This window comes from Ramlibacter agri, assembly GCF_012927085.1.
Taxonomy (GTDB): Bacteria; Pseudomonadota; Gammaproteobacteria; order Burkholderiales; family Burkholderiaceae_C; genus Ramlibacter; species Ramlibacter agri.
Window position 1 is genome coordinate 717,532 of the sequence record NZ_JABBFX010000001.1, and the last position, 20,591, is coordinate 738,122.

Here is a 20,591-nt window from a genome sequence, read left to right on the forward strand (position 1 = left end):
CGCCCTAACGGAAGATGACGGTCTTGTGCCCGTTCAGGAGCACGCGGTGCTCGGAGTGCCACTTGACGGCGCGGGCGAGCACCTGCGCCTCGGTGTCGCGGCCGGTGGCGGTAAGGTCTTCCACCGTGTAGCCGTGGTCCACGCGGGCCACGTCCTGCTCGATGATCGGGCCTTCGTCCAGGTCCGCCGTCACGTAGTGCGCGGTGGCGCCGATCAGCTTCACGCCGCGGTCGTGTGCCTGGTAGTAGGGCTTGGCGCCCTTGAAACTGGGCAGGAAGCTGTGGTGGATGTTGATCGCCCGGCCGGACAGCTTGCGGCAGAGGTCGTCCGACAGGATCTGCATGTAGCGCGCCAGCACCACCAGCTCCGCGCCTTCGGCTTCGATCACCTCGAACTGGCGCGCCTCGGCCTGCGCCTTGGTCGAGCCCGTCACCGGGATGTGGTGGAAGGGCACGTTGTAGCTGGCCGCCAGCTGGTAGAACTCGCGGTGGTTGGAGACGATCGCGCGGATGTCCAGCGGCAACAGCCCGCTCTTCCAGCGGAACAGCAGGTCGTTGAGGCAGTGGCCTTCCTTGCTGACGAAGATCACGGTCTTCACCGGCTGCTCGCCGCCGTGCAGCTTCCAGTCCATCTTGAAGCCTTCGGCGAAAGACTTCAGCTGCGCCCGCAGGTCCTCCGGCGCCAGCTGCCCGCAGGCAAAGCGCACGCGCATGAAGAACAGGCCGGTGTCGTGGTCGTTGTACTGCGCGGCTTCCTCGATGTTGCCGCCCCGCTCCAGCAGGAAACCGGAAACGGCATGCACGATGCCCGGCCGGTCCGGGCAGGAGAGGGTGAGGATGTAGGCGTGAGACATATCGGTGCAATTGTCGCAGGGGCGCCGTTGACGCGCTTTTGGCGGCCCGGGCATGATCGATGGCTCAGAGGAGAACGATATGGACCGCCGAGAGATTTCGGCCTGGCTGGCGCTGGGAGCGCTGGCGGCCGCCACCCGGGTACAGGCGCAGGGCCTGGCCGGCATCAGTGACCTGGACGCCAGCAAGGGCCTGAAGACGGCCCTGGAAACCGGCGCCATGAGCGCCATCCAGCTGCTGGGGAAACCGGGCGGCTTCCTGGGCAACCCGCAGGTGCACATTCCCCTGCCCGGCTACCTGAAGGACGCGGCCAAGCTGCTCAGCGCCCTGGGGCAGAAGAAGCAGGTGGACGACCTGGAAACCGCGATGAACCGGGCGGCGGAGAACGCCGTGCCCATGGCCAAGGACCTGCTGGTGGGGGCCGTCCAGAAGATGACGGTGACCGACGCCAAGAACATCCTGACCGGCGGCGACACCTCGGTCACGAACTTCTTCGCCGAAAAGACCCGCACGCCCTTGTCGGCGCAGTTCCTGCCGGTGGTGAAGCAGGCCACCTCCAAGGTGGACCTGGCCGCCAAGTACGACCTGGTGGCTGGCAAGGCAGCCGGCTTCGGGCTGGTGAAGCAGGAAGACGCCAGCGTCGACCACTACGTCACGCGCAAGGCGCTGGACGGCCTGTACTTCATGATCGGCGAGGAAGAGAAGAAGATCCGCCGCGACCCGGTGGGTACGGGCAGCGCGATCCTGTCGAAGGTGTTCGGCGCCCTGAAGTAGGCTGGGCTCGCGCCGCGACCCCAGCGCCCGAAGTAGCAAAATGGGGCTTCGTTCCAGGAGTACCCCATGGCCTACAACGACTTCAACATGGACAGCCACTGGCTGCCCTTCACGCCGAACCGCGCCTTCCGCAAGGACCCGCGCGTGTTCGTGGCTGCCGACGGCATGCACTTCACCACGCACGATGGCAAGCAGGTCATCGACGGCATCTCCAGCCTGTGGTGCGTGGGCGCCGGCCACAACCGCAAACCGATCAACGAAGCGATCAAGAAGCAGCTGGACACCCTGGACTACGCCACCGCCTTCCAGGCCAGCAACGACCAGGCTTTCCTGGCCGCCGAGAAGATCGCGGCGATGGCGCCCGGCGACCTGAACAAGGTGCTGTTCTGCAACTCCGGTTCGGAAGCGGCCGACACCTCGCTGAAGGTGGCCCTGGCCTACCACCGCGCCCGTGGCGAAGGCCACCGCAACGTCTTCATCGGCCGCGAGCGCGGCTACCACGGCGTGGGCTTCGGCGGCATGAGCGTCGGTGGCATCCCGGCCAACCGCAAGGCCTACGGCACGGCGCTGCTGCCGCGCGTGGACCACATGCGCTTCATCCACGACCCGAAGAACGCCGCCTACATCCACAACGTGGAGCCGGAGTTCGGCGAGGACTGGCTGGCGGAGCTGGAACAGCGCATCCTGCCGCTGCACGACCCGAGCAACGTGGCCGCGATCATCGTGGAACCGGTGGCCGGTTCGGCCGGCTGGTACCTGCCGCCCAAGGGCTACCTGCAGCGCCTGCGCGAGATCTGCGACAAGCACGGCATCCTGCTGATCTTCGACGAGGTCATCACCGGCTTCGGCCGCATGGGCACGAACTTCGGCGCCGACTTCTACGGCGTCGTGCCGGACATGCTGAACTTCGCCAAGTGCGTCACCAACGGCGTCATCCCGCTGGGCGGCGTGATCTGCCGCGACAAGCTGTACGACGCGATGATGAAGACCGACGCGCCGGAGCACACCATCGAGTTCTTCCACGGCTACACCTACTCGGGCCACCCGGTGGCCTGCGCCGCGGCCATCGCCACGCTGGACGTGTACGAGAAGGAAGGCCTGTTCCCCCGCGCGGGCGAGATGGGCAAGGTGCTGGGCGACGCCTTCCATTCCACCTTCAAGGGCCTGCCGAACGTGATCGGCATCCGCAGCCTGGGCCTGGCGGCCGCGGTGGAACTGGCGCCGATCGCCGGGTCACCCGGCAAGCGCGCCTACGACATCTTCGTCGACTGCTTCAAGAAGGGTTCGCTGGTGCGGCCGGCCGGCGACGTGCTGGTGATCGCGCCGCCCTACATCGTGGAGAAGAGCCACATCGACCAGCTGGTGAACACGCTGGCGGACTCCGTCAGGAAGCACGCCTAGGAAGCCTTGCGCGACATCTGCTCGCGCAGTTCCTCGCAGTAATCGCGGCCCGTGGGCTCGCCGGGCAAGACGACCGGCCGGGCCCCGAGCTCGCTGGCCAGGTGCAGCGGCACGCCGACATCCGGCTGCACGTGGCCGGCGCCGGCCACCAGCACCACCACCTTGCCCGGCGCGGCTGCGTCCGTGATCGTACGGGCCATGGACAGGTCGCGCGCGATCTGGATGCGCGTCATCGGCGCGATCTGGCTTTCCGGCAGCAGCTCGCAGTGCCCCAGGCGCACGGCCTGCTGCTGCGCCTTCAGCGCCGGGCCGGGCAGCAGCCGGTCCAGGGACGTGTCGCGCATGGCCTGCTGCATCTCGGCCCGCGGCAGGTTGGCGCCCACCACCGGGACGCCGGCGCGCACGGCCGCCATGATGGCCGGCCGATAGCGGTCCCAGGGCCAGGCCTGGTCGCTCCAGTGCAGCGCTGCGCGGACCTGCTCTTCGCCGGCGCTGGCCGGCAGGCCCGCGGTGCTGGCGCCGCGATCGGCCATTTCGAGGACCAGGGTGCCCAGCTTGCCGCGGTGGGCCAGGTCGTCCACCCACTGGCGTTGCAGCGCTGGCTGGCCGGGCGCGTCGTGCTGTTCGCCCAGCAGCACCGCGCCGGCGCCGCCGAGGTCGGGGAGGGGAGCCGCACAGCCGGCCAGGGCCAGCAGCGCGGCGGCGAGGGGGTAGCGCATGGGGCGCATGCTAAGCGTTCCAGGGGCCCCGAAACGACGAAGCCCGGCGGCGGCCGGGCTTCTGGTGCAATTCCATGGCCGTCAGTGAATCACCAAGGGGTTCTGGGCCAGCTCGGCGTACCCGTCCAGCGTCGCCTCCACCTCTTCCTGGGTCGGCGTGTTCAGCTGCCATGCGTTGATCTGGCGCTGGAAGGCGTCCGCCCACGTGCCGTCGAGGTAGACCTCCTTGTTGGAGCGCTTGTCGACGATTTCGAAGCCGTGCCGCACCGTGTTGGGGAGCGCCTCGCCCTCTTCAGGCGCGTTGGCCTGAAGGTGCACGACGACGAAAGTGTCGGAGTCATAGAGCATTTGCATGATTGATTCCTTGTAGCCTCTAGCTGGCTGCGGCAGGCCCCGATTCAAGTGGCTTCACGCCCGCTTCACCGGCGCCGCTCCGCAGGCGGCTGGACGGGTTGTCCATGGCTACAAGATAGGCCGGGGGACGCTCAGCCTTTGTCGGTTGAGGACCAGCGCTGATCGACGGTATCCCCATTGGGATTCGTCAGACGGAGGCGCACCGGCGCGTAATCCATGCGGGGCGCGAGCCACAGTTCGACTTTCACGTCGTACTGGCGGCGCGGCAGGCGCTCCAGTTTCACGGCGTGCACCGTGCCACCGGGGAGCTCCAGGTCCTCTTCGGCCTCCACCGTGAACACCCAGGTTTCCGCCTCGCGCGTGCTGGCGGTGGGCACGACGATCTGCGAGCCCGCCGGGAAGCGCGCCGGCTGGCCGCCCATGATGCCGGCCAGCTGCAGCACCACGCTCAATCGGTCCTGCATGCCGGCCGCCCAGTCGGCGTCCGGCTGGTTGTTGCTGAAGGTGATCCGGCCCTTGTCCGGGTCGAAATGGGCGGCCTGCTCGCTGCGCGCGCGGTCGTAGAAGTGTTCCGGCACCAGGCCGTGCGCGGTGATGCGGCCCATGCTGCGCTGGCGCCGGCTTCCCACCAGCAACGGGCTGCGCGCGTCCATCTGCAGTTCGTAGCTGTTGCCGTCCTGCTGCCAGGCGATCTCGCCTTCGCCGCGCAGCGGCAGGCCCTTGTAGGTGGCCGTGACTTCGTAGTGGAAGCGCGCGGTCGGCGGCAGCTTGACCCCCTTCGGCACGGTGGCGGGCGGGGCCGAGGCCTGCGAAGGCGGCGCCGAGGCGGCGAGGACCGCGCTGCCTGCGCCGAGCGGTGCGCTGCTGGGCGCGACTTCAGGCGCCGGGGCAGCGGGCTCGGGCAGGGCTTGCGCCACGAGCGGCAGGGGCTCCGCGCGTACAACTGGCCGCGGCGGTGCGACACGGCGCGGCCGCGGGGCCGGAGCGGCCGGAACTTCCAGGGCCACCGGAAGGAGGGTGGGTGCCGGCTCGAATGCAGGGGCGGGCACGGGCGCCGCAATCGCGCGGGTGGCGAAGCTGGTGCCGCTTTGCGGTGGCTTCGCGGCCAGTTCCAGCGCCGGCATCCGCAGCAAGGCCAGGTGCACCGCGAGCACACCCGCCGCCAGTGGCAGCAGCCGCCTCAGGGTGCCGGCCGGTGCGCGCTTCATCCGCGATGGCCCAGGTCGCTGGAAAGTTGCGCGGCGGCGGCCCGCAGCGGTTTTTCCACGGCGCCGCCCCAATCGGGGTCGAAGCTGCCGGTGGGGCCCATGGCGACGATGCCCAGCGCCATGTGGCCGTCGGAATCGAACACCGGCACGCAGAAGCCGACGATGCCGGCCAGCAGCGTGTCGACGACGCGCGAGCCGCCGTGCTTGCGCACGTCGTCCAGCAAGGCGCGCACCTCGGCCATCGTGGTGGGCAGGTCCGGGCGGCCTTGCTTCTGCAGCCGCGCCAGTTCTTCCTTCAGCATGCCGGCGATCGCGTCCTTGGGCGCATAGGCGGCGAAGCAAAGGCCGGTGGCGGAGCTGAGCAGGGGCATGACATCACCGAGTCGCAGGTTCACGGTGACAGCTTGGGGCGATTCCTCCCAGTGCACGATGGTGGGACCATGGTTCCCCCACACCGCGAGGGCCAATGTGTGACCGATTTCCTCCATCAGCCGGGCGACGCGCTCGCGCGCCAGCTTGACGGCGTCCAGCCGCGACAGCGAGGCCAGGCCCAGCTTCAGCGCCGCCGGCCCGAGGTCGTAGCGGGTGCTGGCGGCGTCCTGCACCACCAGCTGCAGGCGCTGGAAGCTGACGAGGTAGCGGTGCGCCTTGGCGGCGCTCATGTTGGCCGCCCGCGCCAGGTCGCGCAGCATCAGCGGCCCCGGCGCCTCGCCCAGGGCCTGCAGCAAGCCGAATCCCACCTCCACCGACTGGATGCCCGCGCGCTCCTTCATGCGGCGAGGGCTCCGCTAGAATTACGAATAGGTAAATTCATTTCACAATGCGTAATGGTCGAAGGACTCTAGCGCATCCGCATACCGAGGGCAAACGACGATGAAACTGGCAACGTACAAGGACGGCTCGCGCGACGGGCAACTGGTGGTCGTGTCGCGCGACCTCGGTCTGGCCCATTATGCGACCGGCATCGCGGGCAGGATGCAGCAGGTCCTGGACGACTGGAACTTCCTGTCGCCCCAGCTGCAGGACCTCTACGAAGCGCTGAACCAGGGCAAGGCGCGCCACGCCTTCCCCTTCGATCCGGCCATGTGCATGGCGCCGCTGCCGCGCGCCTACCAGTGGGCCGACGGCTCGGCCTACATCAACCACGTGGAGCTGGTGCGCGCGGCGCGCAATGCCGAAGTGCCCAAGACCTTCTACGAAGACCCGCTGATGTACCAGGGCGGCAGCGACGACTTCCTGGGTCCGCTGGAAGAGGCCAGGTTCGGCAGCGAGGACTGGGGCATCGACTTCGAGGCCGAAGTGGCCGTGGTCACCGGCGACGTGCCCATGGGCGCCACGCCGGAGCAGGCATTGGACGGCGTGCGCCTGGTGATGATCGCCAACGACTGGAGCCTGCGCAACCTGATCCCCAACGAGCTGGCCAAGGGCTTCGGCTTCTTCCAGAGCAAGCCGGCCACGGCCTTCAGCCCGGTGGCGGTGACGCCGGACGAACTGGGTGACGCCTGGGCCGGCGGCCGCCTGAACCTGGTGCTGCAAAGCGCCTGGAACGGCCGCAAGGTGGGCATGTGCGACGCGGGCCCCGACATGACCTTCCACTTCGGCCAGCTGATCGCCCACGTCTGCAAGACGCGCAACGTGCGCGCCGGCAGCATCATCGGCTCTGGCACCGTCAGCAACAAGGGCGTGACCGACGACAAGGGCCAGACCGACTGGCCCAAGGGCTACAGCTGCATCGCCGAAAAGCGCGCCATCGAAACCATCCAGGACGGCAAGCCGGCCACCGGCTTCATGCGCTTCGGCGACACGATCCGCATCGAGATGAAGGGCAAGGACGGCCAGAGCATCTTCGGCGCGATCGACCAGAAAGTGGTAAACGCTGCAGCCTGAATACAAGGACGCAAAGGACGCAAAGGACGCAAAGGTTTCGCAAAAACCGCAAAAGAACATCCGGATTTCTTTTGCGACTTTCGCGTAGCTTTTGCGCCTTTTGCGTCCGGCAGTTCCAACTTCAACCGAATACGACAAATGCAACGCAGAAGCTTCCTCGCGGCCTCCGCTGCCGCCTTCACCGCGCCCGCCGTGCTGGCGCAGTCCTGGCAACCCGAGCAGCCGATCCGCTGGATCGTGCCCTATCCGCCGGGCGGCGGCACCGACGTGATCGCGCGCACGCTGGCCGAAGCGATGCGGCCGGCCCTGGGCCAGCAGATCCTGGTGGACAACCGCCCCGGCGCGGCCACCAACATCGGCGGTGAGCAGACCGCGCATGCCAAGCCCGATGGCTACACGGTGCTGTCCGCGGACAACGCCATCCTTGCCTTCAACGAGCACCTGTTCACCAAGCTGCCTTTCAACCCCGAGAAGGACTTCGCTTACCTCGGCGCGATCGGCCGCTTCCCGCTGGCGCTGGTGGTGAAGCCGGACTTCCCGGCGCAGAACCTGCGGGAGTTCGTGGCCTACGTGAAGGCCCATCCGGGCCAGGTCAACTACGCCTCGCCCGGCAACGGCTCGCCGCACCACCTGGCGATGGAGCTGTTCAAGAACCGGACCGGCACCTTCATCACCCACATCCCCTACCGCGGCATGGCGCCGGCGCTGCAGGACGTGATGGGCGGCCAGGTGCCCTGCATGTTCCTGGACCTGGCCGGCGGCCTGCCCGTGATGCAGTCCGGCAAGGTGCGCGTGCTGGCCATCGGCTCGGCCAAGCGCGCGCCAACGCTGCCCAATGTGCCGACCCTGGCCGAAGCGGGCGTGCCCGGCGCCGAGGTCTACGCCTTCCAGGGCGTGCTGGGCCCGGCGGGCCTGCCGGAGAACATCGTCACCCGCTTCAACAGCGAGCTGAACAAGGCGCTGGCCAGCCCCGCGGTGCAGAAGCGCGCCGCCGATTTCGGCATGGAAGTGCTGCCCGGCACGCCGGCCGCTTTCAAGGCCATGGCGCGCGAAGAGGCCAAGCGCTGGGGCCCGATCATCAAGGCCGCGGGCGTCAAGCTCGATTGAGGCTGCGGGGGTAGGCCCTTGGTCCATTGCGGCCGCCCGACGGGCGCGCGAACAATGGACCATGCCCACCAACCTGCGGGTCATCCACCATTCGGACTTCCTCCGGGCCCGTCCCGACGGGCAGGTGGACCTGGACATGGCGCAGCGCGCGCTGGCGGAGATCGCCCGCGCCGCCGACGGGCTGGGCGACTTCCACCTGCTGGTGGACATCCGCAACCTGAGCGGCAGCCTCACGCCGGCCGAACTCCACGAGCTGGCCGGATCGCTGCAGCCTTACGGCGAGACCTTCATGCGCAAGACGGCGGTGCTGTGCCCGCGCGAGCGCTTCGACCACGCCCGCTTCTTCGCGCTGCTGGCCGCCAGCCACGGCTTCACCCGCATCCGCGCCTTCCTGTCGTACGAGGACGCGATGGAGTGGGTGCTGTTGCCGCCCCGCGACTAGGCACGCAGCTCCGCATACCGCTGGCCGCTTCCCGCCCGCATACTCGCGGCGATGAGCGTGCCCGCGCCCCGACTATGGGCCTGGCTGCCGCCCCAGGGCAGCCGGCGCTACCACCTGCTGCTTGCCGTCGTGGGCATGCTGGTGCTGGGTCCATTGGCTGGCGTGACCGCGGCCTACATGAACTTCTCGCTGGGCTTCTTCGTCGGCGGCCAGGTGCTCGCCGGCCTGCTCGGCTCCGTCGTCACCGTGGGCTACGGCGCGAGCGGCAAGCACGGCGCCAACTACATCCAGACGGCCGCGGCTTCGGTCGCCAGCATGAGCGGCATGGCGGTGCTGGTGCAGGCCATGGCCTGGCTGGGCCTGCCGCAGCCGCCGGCGTGGCAGCTGGTGCTGTACCTCACCTGCGTGGGCATGTTCGGGGTCGGCGTGGGCATGCTCTACACGCCGGTGCTGGTGGACAACCTGCGGCTGGTCTACCCCTCGGGGCTCGCCGTGGCCAACATCCTGCGCGCGCTGACCGACCCGGCGCTGTTGCGGCGCTCGGTGCGCGCGCTGGGCGGCGGCGTCGCGACGGGCCTGGTCGCCGGGCTGGCGATCCCGCGCATCGCGGCGCTGGGCGCGATCGAGGCTTCCGCGTCCACCTTCGGCGCCGGCATGGTGATCGGCGCGCGCATCGGCGTCCCCGCATTGATCGGCGGGCTGTTGTCGGTCGCGCTCAAGCCCTGGTTCGTCGCGCTCGGCTGGCTGGTTCCCAGCGACCCGCCGCGCAAGGCGATGTTCCTGGTGGCGCTCGGCACCATCATGGGCGCGGCGATCGTCGATCTTGCGCTGATCTTCATGCGTGCCTTGCCCGGCGCCCGGCGCGCGGCCGCGGGGGAACAGGCCGCCTGGCAGCAGGTGCACGTGGGGCGGCTGCTGGCGTGGATCGCCTTCTGGGGCGCCGGCATCGTCGCCGCGGGCCACGGGCTGCTCGGGCAGCCGGTGCTGTTCCTGGTGCTGGCGATCGTGCTGGTGTTCCTGTTCGCATTGGTCAACGGCATCTCGGTGGGCATCAGCGACTCCAACCCGATCTCCTCGGCCTTCGTGGTGGCGGTGGTCGTGATGGCGGGACTGGGCCTGCGCGATCCGGGCGTGGGCCTGATGGCCGGCGCGGTGCTGCTGGTCTCGACCAGCGTGGCCTGCGACATGCAGCAGGACCGCTCCACCGGCTGGCGCCTGGGGACGCCGCGCGTGCTGCAGTTCCGCTACCAGGTGCTGGGCATCCTGGTCGGCGCGATCCTGGCCGTGGCCTTCGCGCGCCTCTTCATGGCGGCCTATCCCGTGCTGCTGCAGGACCAGACGGTGATGACCGCCGACCAGCAGCCGGCCGAATGGGGATCGGCCATGACGTACAAGTTCGTGGGCGTGCTGCGCAGCCTGACCGACGACAAGCCCTGGCAGCGCACGGCCATCTATGCCGGCATCGCGGTGGGCCTGGCGATCGAGCTGCTGCGCAAGTGGATCAAGCCGCGGCACTTCCTGCTCGATGCGGTGCTGCTGCCTTCGCCGTATGCGCTGTCCTTCGGCGGCTTCTTCAACCTCGCGCCCTCCGCGTGGCTGGCGGCGGGCGGCGTCACAGCGGACCTGCTGGCGCTGCGCACGCGCAAGAGCGAGGACCTGCCGGAGGATATGAGCGCGAATTCCTTGTTTGGCGGTGGCTTGATTGCGGGCGACGCATTGGCAGCCCTTGCGCTTGGAGTGGCAGGCCTGCTGGCGGTCTTGTAGGCGGGGTTGCACGCCAGCGCACCCCAGCTTTCATAACCGCAGCCAGGAAGTCCCCTTCTCCTCCGCCTGCGCTTCCTGCAGCGCATTGAGGAAACTGTCGCACCACCAGTGCACGTCGTACTGGCGGATCGTCTTCATCATCGCCTGGTGGCGCAGCCGCCGTTCCTCCAGCGGCATCTGCAGCGCGAGCAGGATCGCCGCGGCCGTGCCCTCGGTGTCGTAGGGGTTCACCAGCAGCGCCTCGCGCAGCTGCTCCGCCGCGCCGGCAAAACGGGACAGCACCAGCACGCCCGGGTCTTCCTCGTCCTGCGCGGTGAGGTACTCCTTGGCGACCAGGTTCATGCCGTCACGCAAGGGCGTGACCAGTGCGACCTGGCTCGCGCGGAACAGGCCCGGCAGGCGCGCGCGTGCCACCGTGCGGTGGATGTAGCGCACCGGCATCCAGTCCAGCTCGCCGAAGTTGCCATTGATGGAGCCGCACAGGCTCTCCAGTTCGTGCAGCAGGTCGCTGTAGGCCTCCACGTCCTCGCGGCTGGGCGACGCGATCTGGATCAGCGTGGCGCTGGAGCGCAGGTCCGGGTTCTTCTGCAGGAACTCGCGGAAGGCGCGCATGCGCTGCGGCAGGCCCTTGGAGTAGTCGAGCCGGTCCACGCCGACCAGCAGCCGGCGGCGCGAGTATTCGCGCTTCATGCGCTCGTACATCTCCATCGCCTCCGGCGCCTGCGTCAGTTGCGTGAACTCCTCGACGTCGATGCCGATCGGGAAGGCGCCCGCATGCACCGTGCGGCCGAAGGCGCGCCAGCGGCCGTCGCCCAGCGGCTGCGCGTGCGCTTCGCTCTCGACATAGCCCGCGAAGTGCGCCAGGTCGGCCTGGCTCTGGAAGCCGACCAGGTCGTACGCGAACAGCGCCCGGATCAACCAGTCGTGGCCCGGGATGGCCGCCACGATCAGCGGCGGCGGCAGCGGGATGTGCAGGAAGAAGCCGATGCGCTGCTGGCAACCCAGCGCGCGCAGTTCCGCGGCGAGCGGGATCAGGTGGTAGTCGTGGACCCAGATGACGTCGTCCGGCTGCAGCAGCGGCATCAGCTTGCGCGCGAACAGCTGGTTCACGCGCCGGTAGCCGGCGATGTAGCCGGCATCGAAATCCGCCAGGTCCAGCCGGTAGTGGAACACCGGCCACAACACGCCGTTGGAGTAGCCGAGGTAGAAATCATCGTGGTCGACCTGCGAGAGGTCCACGGTCGCGAGCTTCACGGGCCCGGCCTGCATGAAGTGCACGTCGTCGCCCTCGGTGGCGTCGACGATCTTGCCGCTCCAGCCGAACCAGAGGCCGCCGGTGCCGTTCAACACTTCCGCCAGCGCCACGGCCAGGCCGCCGGCCGCCGTCTTGCGCGGGTCCGCGATGCGATTGGAAACGACGACGAGGCGGCTCAAATCACGGAGTCCCAGGATGCCGACAGGCGCACGGCGGCGTTGATGGTGCCGACCATCGAGTACGTCTGCGGGAAGTTGCCCCACATCTCGCCGGTGATCGGGTGGATGTCCTCCGACAGCATGCCCAGGTGGTTGCGATGCTTCAGCATCACTTCGAAGATCTCGCGCGCCTGCGCCTTGCGGCCGATGCGCGCGAGCGCGTCGATGCGCCAGAAGGTGCAGACGTTGAAGGAGGTCTCGGGCTTGCCGAAGTCGTCCGCCGCCTCGTAGCGGCGCATGAACGGGCCGTCGCACAGCGAGCGCTCCAGCGCATCGACGGTGGCGATGAAGCGGCTGTCGTTCGGGTCGATCATGTTCACTTCGGCCATCAGCAGCGCGCTGGCATCGAGGTCGCGGCCGCCGAAGCTTTCGGCAAAGGCCTGGCGCTCCTCGCTCCACGATTCCTTGAGGATGCGGTTGCGGATGGTGTCGGCGCGTTCGCGCCAGTAGCGGATGCGCTCCGGCAGGCCGAGCGAGGCGGCGACCTTCGCGAGCCGGTCGCAGGCCACCCAGGACATCAGCGCCGACGAGGTGTGGATACGCGAACGGGTGCGCAGCTCCCACATGCCCGCATCGGGCGAGTCGTAGATCTTGAAGGCCTGTTCACCCACCGCTTCCAGGTGCACGAACTCCGCGCGGCCGGCGCGCCGCAGCAGGCGGTGGTCGTGGAAGGCCTGGGCTGCCGCCAGGATGATGTTGCCGTACACGTCGTGCTGGAAGTGCTCCTGCGCCTGGTTGCCCACGCGCACCGGGCCCATGCCGCGGTAGCCGGGCAGGTGCTCCAGGATGGCCTCCGGCAGCCTCTCCTCCTGCCCGATCCCATACAGCGGCTGCACGTGGCCGCCGCCGGAGCGGATGACGATGTTCATCAGCCAGCGCAGGTACTCCTCCATCGTCGCCACTTCGGAGATCGAATTCAATGCGCGCACCACGAAGAAGGCGTCGCGCAACCAGCAATAGCGGTAGTCCCAGTTGCGCCCGCTGCCCGGCGCCTCGGGGATGCTGGTGGTCATGGCGGCGACGATGGCGCCGGTGTCCTCGAACAGCGAGAGCTTCAGCGTGATGGCCGCGCGGATCACCGCGTCCTGCCATTCCAGCGGCAGCGCCAGCGCGCGCGACCACGAGCGCCAGTAGCTCACCGTCTCCTGCTCGAACAGGCGCGCCGTGTCCTCGATGCCGCTGGCCAGGGTCTCGTCCGGGCCCATGATGAAGTTCATGGGCCGGTCGACCACGAAGAAGGTGCGCGACAGGATGTAAGAGATCGGCGCGTCGGTGTTGACGCGCAGCGTGGCGCCCGGGCCGACATAGCGGATATGCGTGCTGCCCTGCGTCACCTGCGCCGGGAACTTGCCCCAGTCGAAGCGCGGCTGCAGCCACACGCGCATGCGTGGCGAGCCCTGCAGCACCTTCACGCGCCGCACCAGGGTCAAGGGCCGGAACATGCGGCCGCGGCTCCAGAAGCGCGGCGCGAAATCGGTGACCTCGATGCCCTGGCCGCGGCGGTCGTACAGGCGCGTGCGCAGCACCGCGGTGTTGGGCTCGTACTCCTGCTCGCTGCGCTCGAAGTCCTCCAGCTCGAAGCCCCAGTCGGCGCCGTTCTCGCTGGGATCGAGCAGCGCGTTGAACACCGGGTCGCCGTCGAAGCGCGGCAGGCAGCACCAAACGATGCGGGCCTGGCGATCGACCAGCGCGCTGAAGGCGCAATTGCCGATCATGCCCACTTGCAGCGAAGGCGGGGCGATTGTTCTTGCGTTCATGATGTTCTCGTCATGCGGGCGGCGACGGCCGCCTCCATTTCGCGGCGCAGGGCCGCGGGGTCGGCGAGGCGGTGCCAGGCGACGGTGGCGCCTTCGCCCACCTTGATGCCCATGCCGCCCAGCCGCTGAACGGTGGAGAAGCCGACTTCGTCGGTCCGGTCGTCGCCGATGAACACCGGCGTGCGGCCCGCGAAGGGCGGCTCCTGCAGGAAGTCCTCGATCGCGCGGCCCTTGCTGGCGCCGCCGGGCTTGGCCTCGACGACCATCTTGCCGCGCAGCAAGGTGAGGCCGGGCGAATCGGCGACGGCCTCCTGCATGGCGTGCAGGCACTCTTCCTCGAGCTCCGGCACCTGGCGATAGTGCAGCGCCACCGAACCGCGTTTGTGTTCGACCAGCAGGCCGGGGTGCTGCGATGCGAGCCGATGCGCCGCGGCCTCGACGTTGTCCAGCGGATGCGTGGCCTGCAGGATCACTTCGCCGATCGCGGTGCGGCGCTCGGCCCCGTGCACGCCGGCGACAGCCAGCCGCAGCGGCGACAGGAAGTCGTCGATCTGGGCGATGGGCCGCCCGGAGATCACGGCCACGGCGCCGCGCAGGTACTCGTGCAGCTCACGCAGGGACACGATGAGCGGCTCCGGGACATGCACGGCATGCGGCTGGGGTGCGAGGTCGACCACGGTTCCGTCGAAATCGAGGAACAGGGCGCAGGTGGGATGGAGGATCTCCGCGAGCGTCATGCGATGTCACCCTAGCAAAGGCCCGCCGCGGTCGCCAGACGTCCCGACCGCCGGCCGGCGTAGGAAGGCGCCTACACGGCGACGGGTAAAAAGCGCGTTACGTGCCCCTACACTTGCTCATGGACTACAACCGCTACCAGACGCTCCGGATCAGCCGCCGCGGCCCGAACGACAGCGTGCTCGACATCCAGATGAAGGCCGCCAACGGCAAGCTGCCGACGGCCGGGCACGAAGGGCACCGCGAGCTGGCGGAGATCTGGCGCGACCTCAACGCCGACGACAGCGTGCGCTGCGCCGTGCTGCGCGGCGAGGGCCAGGGCTTTTCCGGTGGCGGCGACCTGGGCCTGGTGCAGGACATGGCCAACGACTTCGAGACGCGCAGCCGCGTGTGGAAGGAAGCGCGCGACCTCGTCTACAACGTGGTCAACTGCGACAAGCCCATCGTCAGCGCGCTGCACGGCCCGGCCGTGGGCGCGGGCCTCGTGGCCGGTCTGCTGGCCGACATCTCGGTGGCCGCGCGCGACGCGCGCATCGTCGACGGCCACACCCGCCTGGGCGTGGCGGCGGGCGACCACGCGGCCATCGTGTGGCCGCTGCTGTGCGGCATGGCCAAGGCCAAGTACTACCTGCTGCTGTGCGAACCGGTCACGGGCGAAGAGGCCGAGCGCATCGGCCTGGTGTCGCTCGCCGTCGATGGCGAGCAGTTGCTGCCCAAGGCCTACGAGATCGCCGACCGGCTGGCGCAGGGCAGCCAGAGCGCGATCAAGTGGACCAAGTATTCGCTGAACAACTGGCTGCGGCAGGCCGGGCCGAACTTCGACACTTCGCTGGCGCTGGAGTTCATGGGCTTCGGCGGCCCGGACGTGAAGGAAGGCATCGCGTCGCTGCGCGAACGGCGCGTGCCGAAGTTCTAGAACCAAACGCATAATCGAGCCCATGCTCCCCCGCCGCCTGCTGCCCTTGCTCGCCCGCCTCGTGCTGGCGTGGTTCGCGCTGCACGTCGGTATCGGGGTGGCGGCGCCGGTGCTGCATCCGCAGGCTTCGCTCGAGGCCATCTGCACCGGCGGCGTGATGAAGCTGCTGCCCGGCAGCGGCGACGACGCTGCGGGCGTCAAGCTCGCTTCCATCGACTGCCCGCTGTGCAGCCCGGCCATCGCGCCGCCGCCGGTGATCGCGCTGCCCAGCCTGCCGCCGGCCGGCCCCATGCCCTTGCTGGTGCAGGAAGTCGCGACGGTAGCGCCCGCCGCGCTGGCCCCGCCGCCGGCACGCGGGCCCCCCGCCAGCATCCAAGCCTGAACCTGGGCCGGCGCGAGCCGGCGTGTTCCCTTCCGGACGGCGTGCTGCCGTCCCTGCCTGGATGCCTCTCATGAATCGTTTCGCTCCCCTCGCCAGCCTGCTGGCGCTCCTCGGCGCCGCTGCCAGTGCCCACGTCACCCTCGAATACCCCGCGGCGCCCGCCGACAGCGGCTACAAGGCCAGCTTCAAGGTCGGCCACGGCTGCGGCGAGTTCGCCACGCGCCAGCTGGTGGTCGATGTCCCCGCCGGCGTGAAGGGAGTGCATCCCATGCCCAAGGCGGGCTGGGCGCTCGCGGTGGACTCCGCCGGCGGCGAAGTCTCGCGCGTCACCTGGACCGCGAAGACGCGCGACGACATGCTGGCCAGCGCCTTCTACGACGAGTTCGTGCTGGTCGCGCGCCTGCCTTCGCAGGCCGGCACGCTCTACTGGCCGGTGCGCCAGGTCTGCGAGACCGGCCGCGCCGATTGGGTCGAAGTGCCGCGCCCGGGCCAATCCCTGCACGAGCTGAAGAGCCCCGCGGCCGCACTGGAAGTGCTGCCCGGCGCCGGCGACGAACACGGCCACATGCACTGAACGCGAGGAAGAAATCCATGAACCGACTGCTTGCCAGCTTCGCCTTTGCCGCCGTGGCGATCACTGCCCAGGCGCAGGCCCCGGCGCCCGTTGCCATCGACGATGGCTGGGCCCGTGCCGTGATGCAGGGCCAGAGTTCCAGCGCCGCCTACATGCGCCTCACTGCGCGCGAGCCGCTCACCCTGGTGGGCGCCAGCTCGCCGGCCGCGGGCATCGTCGAACTGCACGAGATGAAGCTCGAGGGCGACGTGATGCGCATGCACCCGGTCAACGGCCTGCCGCTCGCGCCGGGCCAGGCCGTGGAGCTCAAGCCCGGCGGCTACCACTTCATGCTGATGGACCTGAAGGCGCAGTTCAAGCCCGACCTGCGCGTGCCGCTGACGCTGCGCTTCCGCGATGCCAAGGGCGCCGAGCGCACCACCACGGTGTCGCTGCCGGTGGCGATGGCCGCGCCGATGATGCACAAGCACTGAACTTCCCGGCCCCGCCGGGCTGGGGTAAGCTGCCCCCATCACCATCCACGAGGAGATGCGCCATGGCGGACGACCCCAGCAGCGGCGCCTTCGGTTTCGGCAAGTTCGTGCCGGGCTTCGACTTCCTGCAGAACCTGGCCAAGGGCGCCTCGCAAGCGGTGCCGCAGATGCCCAACCTCTCCAGCTGGGTCGCGCCGACGCTGAACGTCGAGGAACTGGAGAAACGCATCTCCGAGCTGCGCGCCGTGCACTTCTGGCTGGACCAGAACAGCAAGGCGCTCGCCGCCACCATCCAGGCGCTGGAAGTGCAGAAGATGACGCTGGCCACCTTGAAGGGCATGAACTTCAGCATGGGTGAACTGGCTGAAGCGCTGAAGCTGAAGCCGCTCGAGCCGCTGAAGCAGACGCCGCCGCCGGAGGCCGCGAAGCCCGCGCGAGCCAGGCCCGAGCCCGAGCCCAAGGTGAAAGCCGCCAAAGGCAACGGCAGCGCCGGCGCCGCGCCGGTCGATCCGCTGCAGTGGTGGGGCGCGCTCACGCAGCAGTTCCAGGAGATCGCGGCCAATGCGATGAAGGACGTGGCCGCCGCCACCGAAAGCACGCGCAAGGAAGCGAAGGCCGCACCGGCCGCGAAGGCTGCGGCGAAGAAGGCTCCGGCGCGCCGCCCCCCCGCGCGCAAGTCCGCGAGCGCATGACGGAGCCGGCCTTGAAGCTCTTTCCCTTCGGCCACGCCACGCACCCGCAGTGGCAGATGGCCGCCGGCCTGGTGCTGGCGCAGTTGCGCGCGCAGATGGCGCTGCCCGACTACGCCTCCTCACCCACGCTGGGGCTGCTGTACATCACGGACCACTACGCGTCCTCGGCGCAGGAGATCCTGGACCACGTGAGCGCGGAGCTGCCGGAAGTCACCGACTGGTCCGGCACGGTGGGCGTGGGCATCGCTTCTTCCAACGTGGAGTACTTCGACGAGCCGGCGCTGGGCATCATGCTGTGCGCCTTGCCGCCGGACCAGTACCGCGTGTTCTCCGGTGTCGCGCCGCTGCCCGCCGCCTTCCGCCCGCATACCGCGCTGGTGCATGCCGATGCGGCCACGCCCGACGTCGCCGAACTGATCGCGGAGATGGCGGACCGCACGGCCACCGGCTACCTGTTCGGCGGACTGGCTTCGAGCCGCAGCGACGTGGTGCAGTTCGCCGTCGGCGGCAACGGCAACCTGGGCGGCCACGGCAAGGCCGGTGGCGTGTTCACCGGCGGGCTGTCCGGCGTCGCCTTCGGTGAAGGCGTGGAGCTCGTCTCGCGCGTCACGCAAGGTTGCCAGCCCGTGGGCGCCGCGCGCGGCATCACCGCCTGCGAAGGCAACCTGGTGCAGGAGCTGGACGGCGAACCGGCGCTGGACCTGATGCTGGAGGAACTGGGCATCTCGCTGGAGCAGCCGCAAGCCGCGCTGGCCGCGCTGCGCCAGACGCTGGTGGGCCTGACCGAGGCCTCGCAGGATGTCGTCAGCCGCACCGGCCACTTCGGCGCCGACGTGGTGGTGCGGCACATCGTCGGCATCGACCCGCAGCGGCGCGGCGTGGCGATCGCGAGCAAGGTGGAGGAGGGCATGCAGCTTGCCTTCTGCCGCCGCAACGCGGAAGCCGCGCGGGCCGACCTGGTGCGCATCTGCGCCGAGATCCGCGAGGAGCTGGAACCGGAAGACCTGCCGCTGGCCGTGGCGAGCGCGCTGGCTGCCAACGACGCCGGCGCCGCGCCCAGCCCCGAGCGCCGCATCGCCGGCGCCATCTACGTCAGCTGCGCCGGCCGCGGCGGCCCGCACTTCGGCGGCCCCAGCGCGGAAATGCAGATCGTGCGGCGTGCGCTGGGCGACGTGCCGCTGGTGGGCTTCTTTGCCGGCGGCGAGATCGCCCGCAACCACCTGTATGGCTACACGGGCGTGCTGACCGTATTCCGTTAAGGGCGCGGCGCGCCATCGACCGGATGGCCGAGGCTGATTGGCCGATGGCCCGCCGGAGGGTGGCGCTCCACGATGGCTCCCGTCTCAACAAACGGAGTGAGCCATCTTGCTGTTCCACCGATTTGCGCGGCGCGCCGCCGCGATCTCCCTGCCCGTGCTCCTGGCCGCCTGCGGCGGCGGCAGCAGCGATTCGACCTTGTCCACCCCTGTGACGCCGACCACGCCGGCCGCCGCGCTGAGCGTGTCCGGCACGGCCGCCACGGGCGCGCCGCTGGCCAACGCCGCCATCACGCTGAAGTGCGCGAGCGGCAGCGCCACCGCCACCGCGGATGCCAACGGCAAGTACACGGCCAGCATCACGGGCGGCAAGCTGCCCTGCGTGCTGACCGCGAAGAGCACCGACGGCGCGACCGAGCTGCATTCGGTTGCCGCCGGCACGGGTGACGCCGCGACCACGGTCAACATCACCCCGCTGACCGAGCTGCTGCTCGCGCGCCTGACGGGCGGCGACCCCAAGGCCTATGTCGCGGGCTTCAGTGCCACCGTCACGATCAGCGCCGCCGACGTGGCCGCCGCGCAGGCCGCGCTGCTGCAGACGCTGCAGGCGGCAGGCGTCGATACGACGAATGTGGCCGACATCCTGGCGGGCGCGCTCACGGCCGGCAGCCACACGGGCTATGACGGCGTGCTGGACCAGTTGCAGGTGACGATCACCGCAGCCGGCAGCAGCCTGGCCGAACTGGTGACGGCGGTGTCCAGCACCAGCGCCACCGGCACGCAGACCAGCGCGGCGACCGTCGGCACGGTGCTGGCTCCGGCCAGCAGCGATTGCGCCGCCCTCAAGACCGGCGGCCTGCGCTACGTGCACCTGGTCGACGGCCAGAGCGGTTCCCTGCAGGTCGATGCGAAAGCGATGAGCGCCACGCTGGGCGGCAGCAGCTACACGCTGACGCGCAACGCGAGCTGCGACTACGCGCTCAACGACGCCGCCGGCACGCGCCTGCTGTTCTCGCGTGGTGGTGTCGCGATGATGTTGCAAGGCAGCGGCGCCAGCGCCGTCGCGGCCCTCGCCGTCCCCGACCAGGCGCTCGACCTGGCCGCGCTCGCCGGCACCTACGACCGCCTCCAGTACGGCCCGACCTTCGACGACCAGGCCGGCGAGTTCGGCACCACCGTGTTCGCCGCCGACGGCCAGAACGGCGTCTCGGTGAACTGCCCGCTGGGCTACGGCCAGTGCACCCAGGACACGCAGGACAAGGGCAAGCTGGTCGCCAATGCCAACGGCGGCTTCGACTACATGGAGCAGGGCGTGTCGCAAGGCCGCATCTTCGCCTTCCGCAACGCCGCGGGCCGCAACTTCATGCTGGTGGTGAGCCCGGAGGATGGCGGCGTCGTCGTGCTCGCGCAGCAGGCGGACCTGGCGCTGCCCACGGTGGGCTCGAGCACGAGCTTCTGGCAGGTCAGCGTCAACGGCAGCACCGTAGGCGCGGTCACGGCCGACACCAACACGGTGACGGCGGTCGATGCCGCGGCGAAGACGGCGACGCGGAAGTTCACCTCGGACAGCCACTCCGACACGCTGGCTTTCAACACGCCGTTCTCCGGCATGCGCTACCGCGCGACCAATGGCTGCACGTCGTCCACCGGCGGCGCCTTCTCGTGCAACGGCGTGGTGCAACTGCCGCTGGGCGGGCTGGTGATCTCGGTGAGCTCGGTGCCGACCAAGCACTTCGTGAACGTCTCCCTCAACCAGCCCTGAGCGGCAGGCCGGGGAAGCCCAGGGGGCGGCCGGCGCGCCGCCCTCGTCCCTTATGCTCGACCGT

21 protein-coding genes are annotated in these 20,591 nt (G+C 69.5%); 13 read left to right on the forward strand and 8 right to left on the reverse strand.

Annotated elements, in window-relative coordinates:
- Positions 1 to 4: 4 nt before the first annotated feature.
- Positions 5 to 853, reverse strand: coding sequence for a formyltetrahydrofolate deformylase (purU, locus tag HHL11_RS03400; RefSeq protein ID WP_169417036.1), 849 nt, complete (start codon positions 851 to 853; stop codon positions 5 to 7).
- Positions 854 to 932: 79 nt separating this feature from the next.
- On the opposite strand from purU, the gene HHL11_RS03405 reads away from it, so the two are divergent.
- Together HHL11_RS03405 and aptA are read left to right on the forward strand one after the other, a co-directional pair.
- Positions 933 to 1,625, forward strand: a complete 693-nt coding sequence (locus HHL11_RS03405) for a DUF4197 domain-containing protein (protein ID WP_169417037.1) — start codon at positions 933 to 935, stop codon at positions 1,623 to 1,625.
- A gap of 66 nt (positions 1,626 to 1,691) precedes the next feature.
- Positions 1,692 to 3,026, forward strand: coding sequence for an omega-aminotransferase AptA (aptA, locus tag HHL11_RS03410; protein WP_169417038.1), 1,335 nt, complete (start codon positions 1,692 to 1,694; stop codon positions 3,024 to 3,026).
- Here the strand turns inward: aptA and HHL11_RS03415 are convergent.
- The 4 genes from HHL11_RS03415 to HHL11_RS03430 all read right to left on the reverse strand — a co-directional run bounded on the left by HHL11_RS03415 (position 3,023) and on the right by HHL11_RS03430 (position 6,080).
- Positions 3,023 to 3,745 carry a ChaN family lipoprotein gene (locus HHL11_RS03415; RefSeq protein WP_240979993.1) on the reverse strand — a complete coding sequence of 241 codons (723 nt, stop codon included), beginning with the start codon at positions 3,743 to 3,745 and terminating at the stop codon, positions 3,023 to 3,025. The genes aptA and HHL11_RS03415 overlap by 4 nt on opposite strands.
- Positions 3,746 to 3,826: 81 nt before the next feature.
- Positions 3,827 to 4,099, reverse strand: coding sequence for a BTH_I0359 family protein (locus tag HHL11_RS03420; protein WP_169417040.1), 273 nt, complete (start codon positions 4,097 to 4,099; stop codon positions 3,827 to 3,829).
- 131 nt (positions 4,100 to 4,230) lie between these two features.
- The gene (locus tag HHL11_RS03425) at positions 4,231 to 5,307 is read right to left on the reverse strand and encodes a DUF3108 domain-containing protein (protein WP_169417041.1); all 1,077 of its coding nucleotides are present in this window, start codon (positions 5,305 to 5,307) and stop codon (positions 4,231 to 4,233) included.
- Complete coding sequence (locus HHL11_RS03430) at positions 5,304 to 6,080, reverse strand: IclR family transcriptional regulator (RefSeq protein WP_169417042.1); 777 nt, start codon at positions 6,078 to 6,080, stop codon at positions 5,304 to 5,306. The genes HHL11_RS03425 and HHL11_RS03430 overlap by 4 nt, the downstream gene beginning before the upstream one ends.
- A gap of 100 nt (positions 6,081 to 6,180) precedes the next feature.
- Between HHL11_RS03430 and HHL11_RS03435 the strand changes: the two genes are divergently transcribed.
- From HHL11_RS03435 to HHL11_RS03450, 4 genes are all read left to right on the forward strand, one after another.
- On the forward strand, positions 6,181 to 7,194 hold the full coding sequence (locus HHL11_RS03435) for a fumarylacetoacetate hydrolase family protein (protein WP_169417043.1): 1,014 nt from the start codon (positions 6,181 to 6,183) through the stop codon (positions 7,192 to 7,194).
- Positions 7,195 to 7,332: 138 nt separating this feature from the next.
- The gene (locus tag HHL11_RS03440) at positions 7,333 to 8,301 is read left to right on the forward strand and encodes a Bug family tripartite tricarboxylate transporter substrate binding protein (protein ID WP_169417044.1); all 969 of its coding nucleotides are present in this window, start codon (positions 7,333 to 7,335) and stop codon (positions 8,299 to 8,301) included.
- A 61-nt stretch (positions 8,302 to 8,362) separates the two neighbouring features.
- Entirely contained in the window at positions 8,363 to 8,743 is a 381-nt protein-coding gene (locus HHL11_RS03445) for an STAS/SEC14 domain-containing protein (RefSeq protein ID WP_169417045.1), read from the forward strand.
- A gap of 51 nt (positions 8,744 to 8,794) precedes the next feature.
- Positions 8,795 to 10,507 (forward strand): OPT/YSL family transporter, encoded by a 1,713-nt coding sequence (locus HHL11_RS03450; protein ID WP_240979994.1) that lies wholly within the window; start codon positions 8,795 to 8,797, stop codon positions 10,505 to 10,507.
- A 30-nt stretch (positions 10,508 to 10,537) separates the two neighbouring features.
- Here the strand turns inward: HHL11_RS03450 and otsA are convergent, their stop codons facing one another.
- Genes otsA through otsB form a run of 3 tightly spaced genes read right to left on the reverse strand, consistent with a single transcriptional unit; the run spans position 10,538 to position 14,474 of the window.
- A complete protein-coding gene (otsA, locus tag HHL11_RS03455) occupies positions 10,538 to 11,941 on the reverse strand; it encodes an alpha,alpha-trehalose-phosphate synthase (UDP-forming) (RefSeq protein ID WP_169417046.1) in 1,404 nt (467 codons plus the stop codon).
- A complete protein-coding gene (locus tag HHL11_RS03460) occupies positions 11,938 to 13,737 on the reverse strand; it encodes a glycoside hydrolase family 15 protein (protein WP_169417047.1) in 1,800 nt (599 codons plus the stop codon). Before HHL11_RS03460 ends, otsA begins: the two co-directional genes overlap by 4 nt.
- Complete coding sequence (otsB, locus tag HHL11_RS03465; RefSeq protein WP_169417048.1) at positions 13,734 to 14,474, reverse strand: trehalose-phosphatase; 741 nt, start codon at positions 14,472 to 14,474, stop codon at positions 13,734 to 13,736. Before otsB ends, HHL11_RS03460 begins: the two co-directional genes overlap by 4 nt.
- A 119-nt stretch (positions 14,475 to 14,593) precedes the next feature.
- Between otsB and HHL11_RS03470 the strand changes: the two genes are divergently transcribed.
- The 7 genes from HHL11_RS03470 (at position 14,594) to HHL11_RS03500 (ending at position 20,527) form a co-directional block, all read left to right on the forward strand.
- Positions 14,594 to 15,388, forward strand: coding sequence for an enoyl-CoA hydratase/isomerase family protein (locus HHL11_RS03470; protein ID WP_169417049.1), 795 nt, complete (start codon positions 14,594 to 14,596; stop codon positions 15,386 to 15,388).
- 22 nt (positions 15,389 to 15,410) lie between these two features.
- On the forward strand, positions 15,411 to 15,770 hold the full coding sequence (locus tag HHL11_RS03475) for a hypothetical protein (RefSeq protein WP_169417050.1): 360 nt from the start codon (positions 15,411 to 15,413) through the stop codon (positions 15,768 to 15,770).
- Between the two features lie 70 nt (positions 15,771 to 15,840).
- Positions 15,841 to 16,344: a YcnI family copper-binding membrane protein gene (locus HHL11_RS03480; protein ID WP_169417051.1), complete on the forward strand. Its 504-nt coding sequence runs from the start codon at positions 15,841 to 15,843 to the stop codon at positions 16,342 to 16,344.
- Between the two features lie 17 nt (positions 16,345 to 16,361).
- Positions 16,362 to 16,817, forward strand: coding sequence for a copper chaperone PCu(A)C (locus HHL11_RS03485; RefSeq protein WP_169417052.1), 456 nt, complete (start codon positions 16,362 to 16,364; stop codon positions 16,815 to 16,817).
- A 62-nt stretch (positions 16,818 to 16,879) separates the two neighbouring features.
- Entirely contained in the window at positions 16,880 to 17,509 is a 630-nt protein-coding gene (locus HHL11_RS03490) for a PhaM family polyhydroxyalkanoate granule multifunctional regulatory protein (RefSeq protein ID WP_169417053.1), read from the forward strand.
- Positions 17,510 to 17,520: 11 nt separating this feature from the next.
- On the forward strand, positions 17,521 to 18,768 hold the full coding sequence (locus tag HHL11_RS03495; protein WP_169417054.1) for an FIST signal transduction protein: 1,248 nt from the start codon (positions 17,521 to 17,523) through the stop codon (positions 18,766 to 18,768).
- A gap of 106 nt (positions 18,769 to 18,874) precedes the next feature.
- Positions 18,875 to 20,527, forward strand: a complete 1,653-nt coding sequence (locus tag HHL11_RS03500; protein WP_169417055.1) for an autotransporter outer membrane beta-barrel domain-containing protein — start codon at positions 18,875 to 18,877, stop codon at positions 20,525 to 20,527.
- The last annotated feature ends 64 nt before the right edge of the window (positions 20,528 to 20,591 follow it).

Excerpts from the sequence above, each read along its gene's own strand:
- purU (WP_169417036.1), bottom strand. The coding sequence starts at position 853 with ATGTCTCACGCCTACATCCTCACCCTCTCCTGCCCGGACCGGCCGGGC.
- HHL11_RS03405 (WP_169417037.1), top strand. The coding sequence starts at position 933 with ATGGACCGCCGAGAGATTTCGGCCTGGCTGGCGCTGGGAGCGCTGGCG.
- aptA (WP_169417038.1), top strand. The coding sequence starts at position 1,692 with ATGGCCTACAACGACTTCAACATGGACAGCCACTGGCTGCCCTTCACG.
- HHL11_RS03415 (WP_240979993.1), bottom strand. The coding sequence starts at position 3,745 with ATGCGCTACCCCCTCGCCGCCGCGCTGCTGGCCCTGGCCGGCTGTGCG.
- HHL11_RS03420 (WP_169417040.1), bottom strand. The coding sequence starts at position 4,099 with ATGCAAATGCTCTATGACTCCGACACTTTCGTCGTCGTGCACCTTCAG.
- HHL11_RS03425 (WP_169417041.1), bottom strand. The coding sequence starts at position 5,307 with ATGAAGCGCGCACCGGCCGGCACCCTGAGGCGGCTGCTGCCACTGGCG.
- HHL11_RS03430 (WP_169417042.1), bottom strand. The coding sequence starts at position 6,080 with ATGAAGGAGCGCGCGGGCATCCAGTCGGTGGAGGTGGGATTCGGCTTG.
- HHL11_RS03435 (WP_169417043.1), top strand. The coding sequence starts at position 6,181 with ATGAAACTGGCAACGTACAAGGACGGCTCGCGCGACGGGCAACTGGTG.
- HHL11_RS03440 (WP_169417044.1), top strand. The coding sequence starts at position 7,333 with ATGCAACGCAGAAGCTTCCTCGCGGCCTCCGCTGCCGCCTTCACCGCG.
- HHL11_RS03445 (WP_169417045.1), top strand. The coding sequence starts at position 8,363 with ATGCCCACCAACCTGCGGGTCATCCACCATTCGGACTTCCTCCGGGCC.
- HHL11_RS03450 (WP_240979994.1), top strand. The coding sequence starts at position 8,795 with ATGAGCGTGCCCGCGCCCCGACTATGGGCCTGGCTGCCGCCCCAGGGC.
- HHL11_RS03460 (WP_169417047.1), bottom strand. The coding sequence starts at position 13,737 with ATGAACGCAAGAACAATCGCCCCGCCTTCGCTGCAAGTGGGCATGATC.
- otsB (WP_169417048.1), bottom strand. The coding sequence starts at position 14,474 with ATGACGCTCGCGGAGATCCTCCATCCCACCTGCGCCCTGTTCCTCGAT.
- HHL11_RS03470 (WP_169417049.1), top strand. The coding sequence starts at position 14,594 with ATGGACTACAACCGCTACCAGACGCTCCGGATCAGCCGCCGCGGCCCG.
- HHL11_RS03475 (WP_169417050.1), top strand. The coding sequence starts at position 15,411 with ATGCTCCCCCGCCGCCTGCTGCCCTTGCTCGCCCGCCTCGTGCTGGCG.
- HHL11_RS03480 (WP_169417051.1), top strand. The coding sequence starts at position 15,841 with ATGAATCGTTTCGCTCCCCTCGCCAGCCTGCTGGCGCTCCTCGGCGCC.
- HHL11_RS03485 (WP_169417052.1), top strand. The coding sequence starts at position 16,362 with ATGAACCGACTGCTTGCCAGCTTCGCCTTTGCCGCCGTGGCGATCACT.
- HHL11_RS03490 (WP_169417053.1), top strand. The coding sequence starts at position 16,880 with ATGGCGGACGACCCCAGCAGCGGCGCCTTCGGTTTCGGCAAGTTCGTG.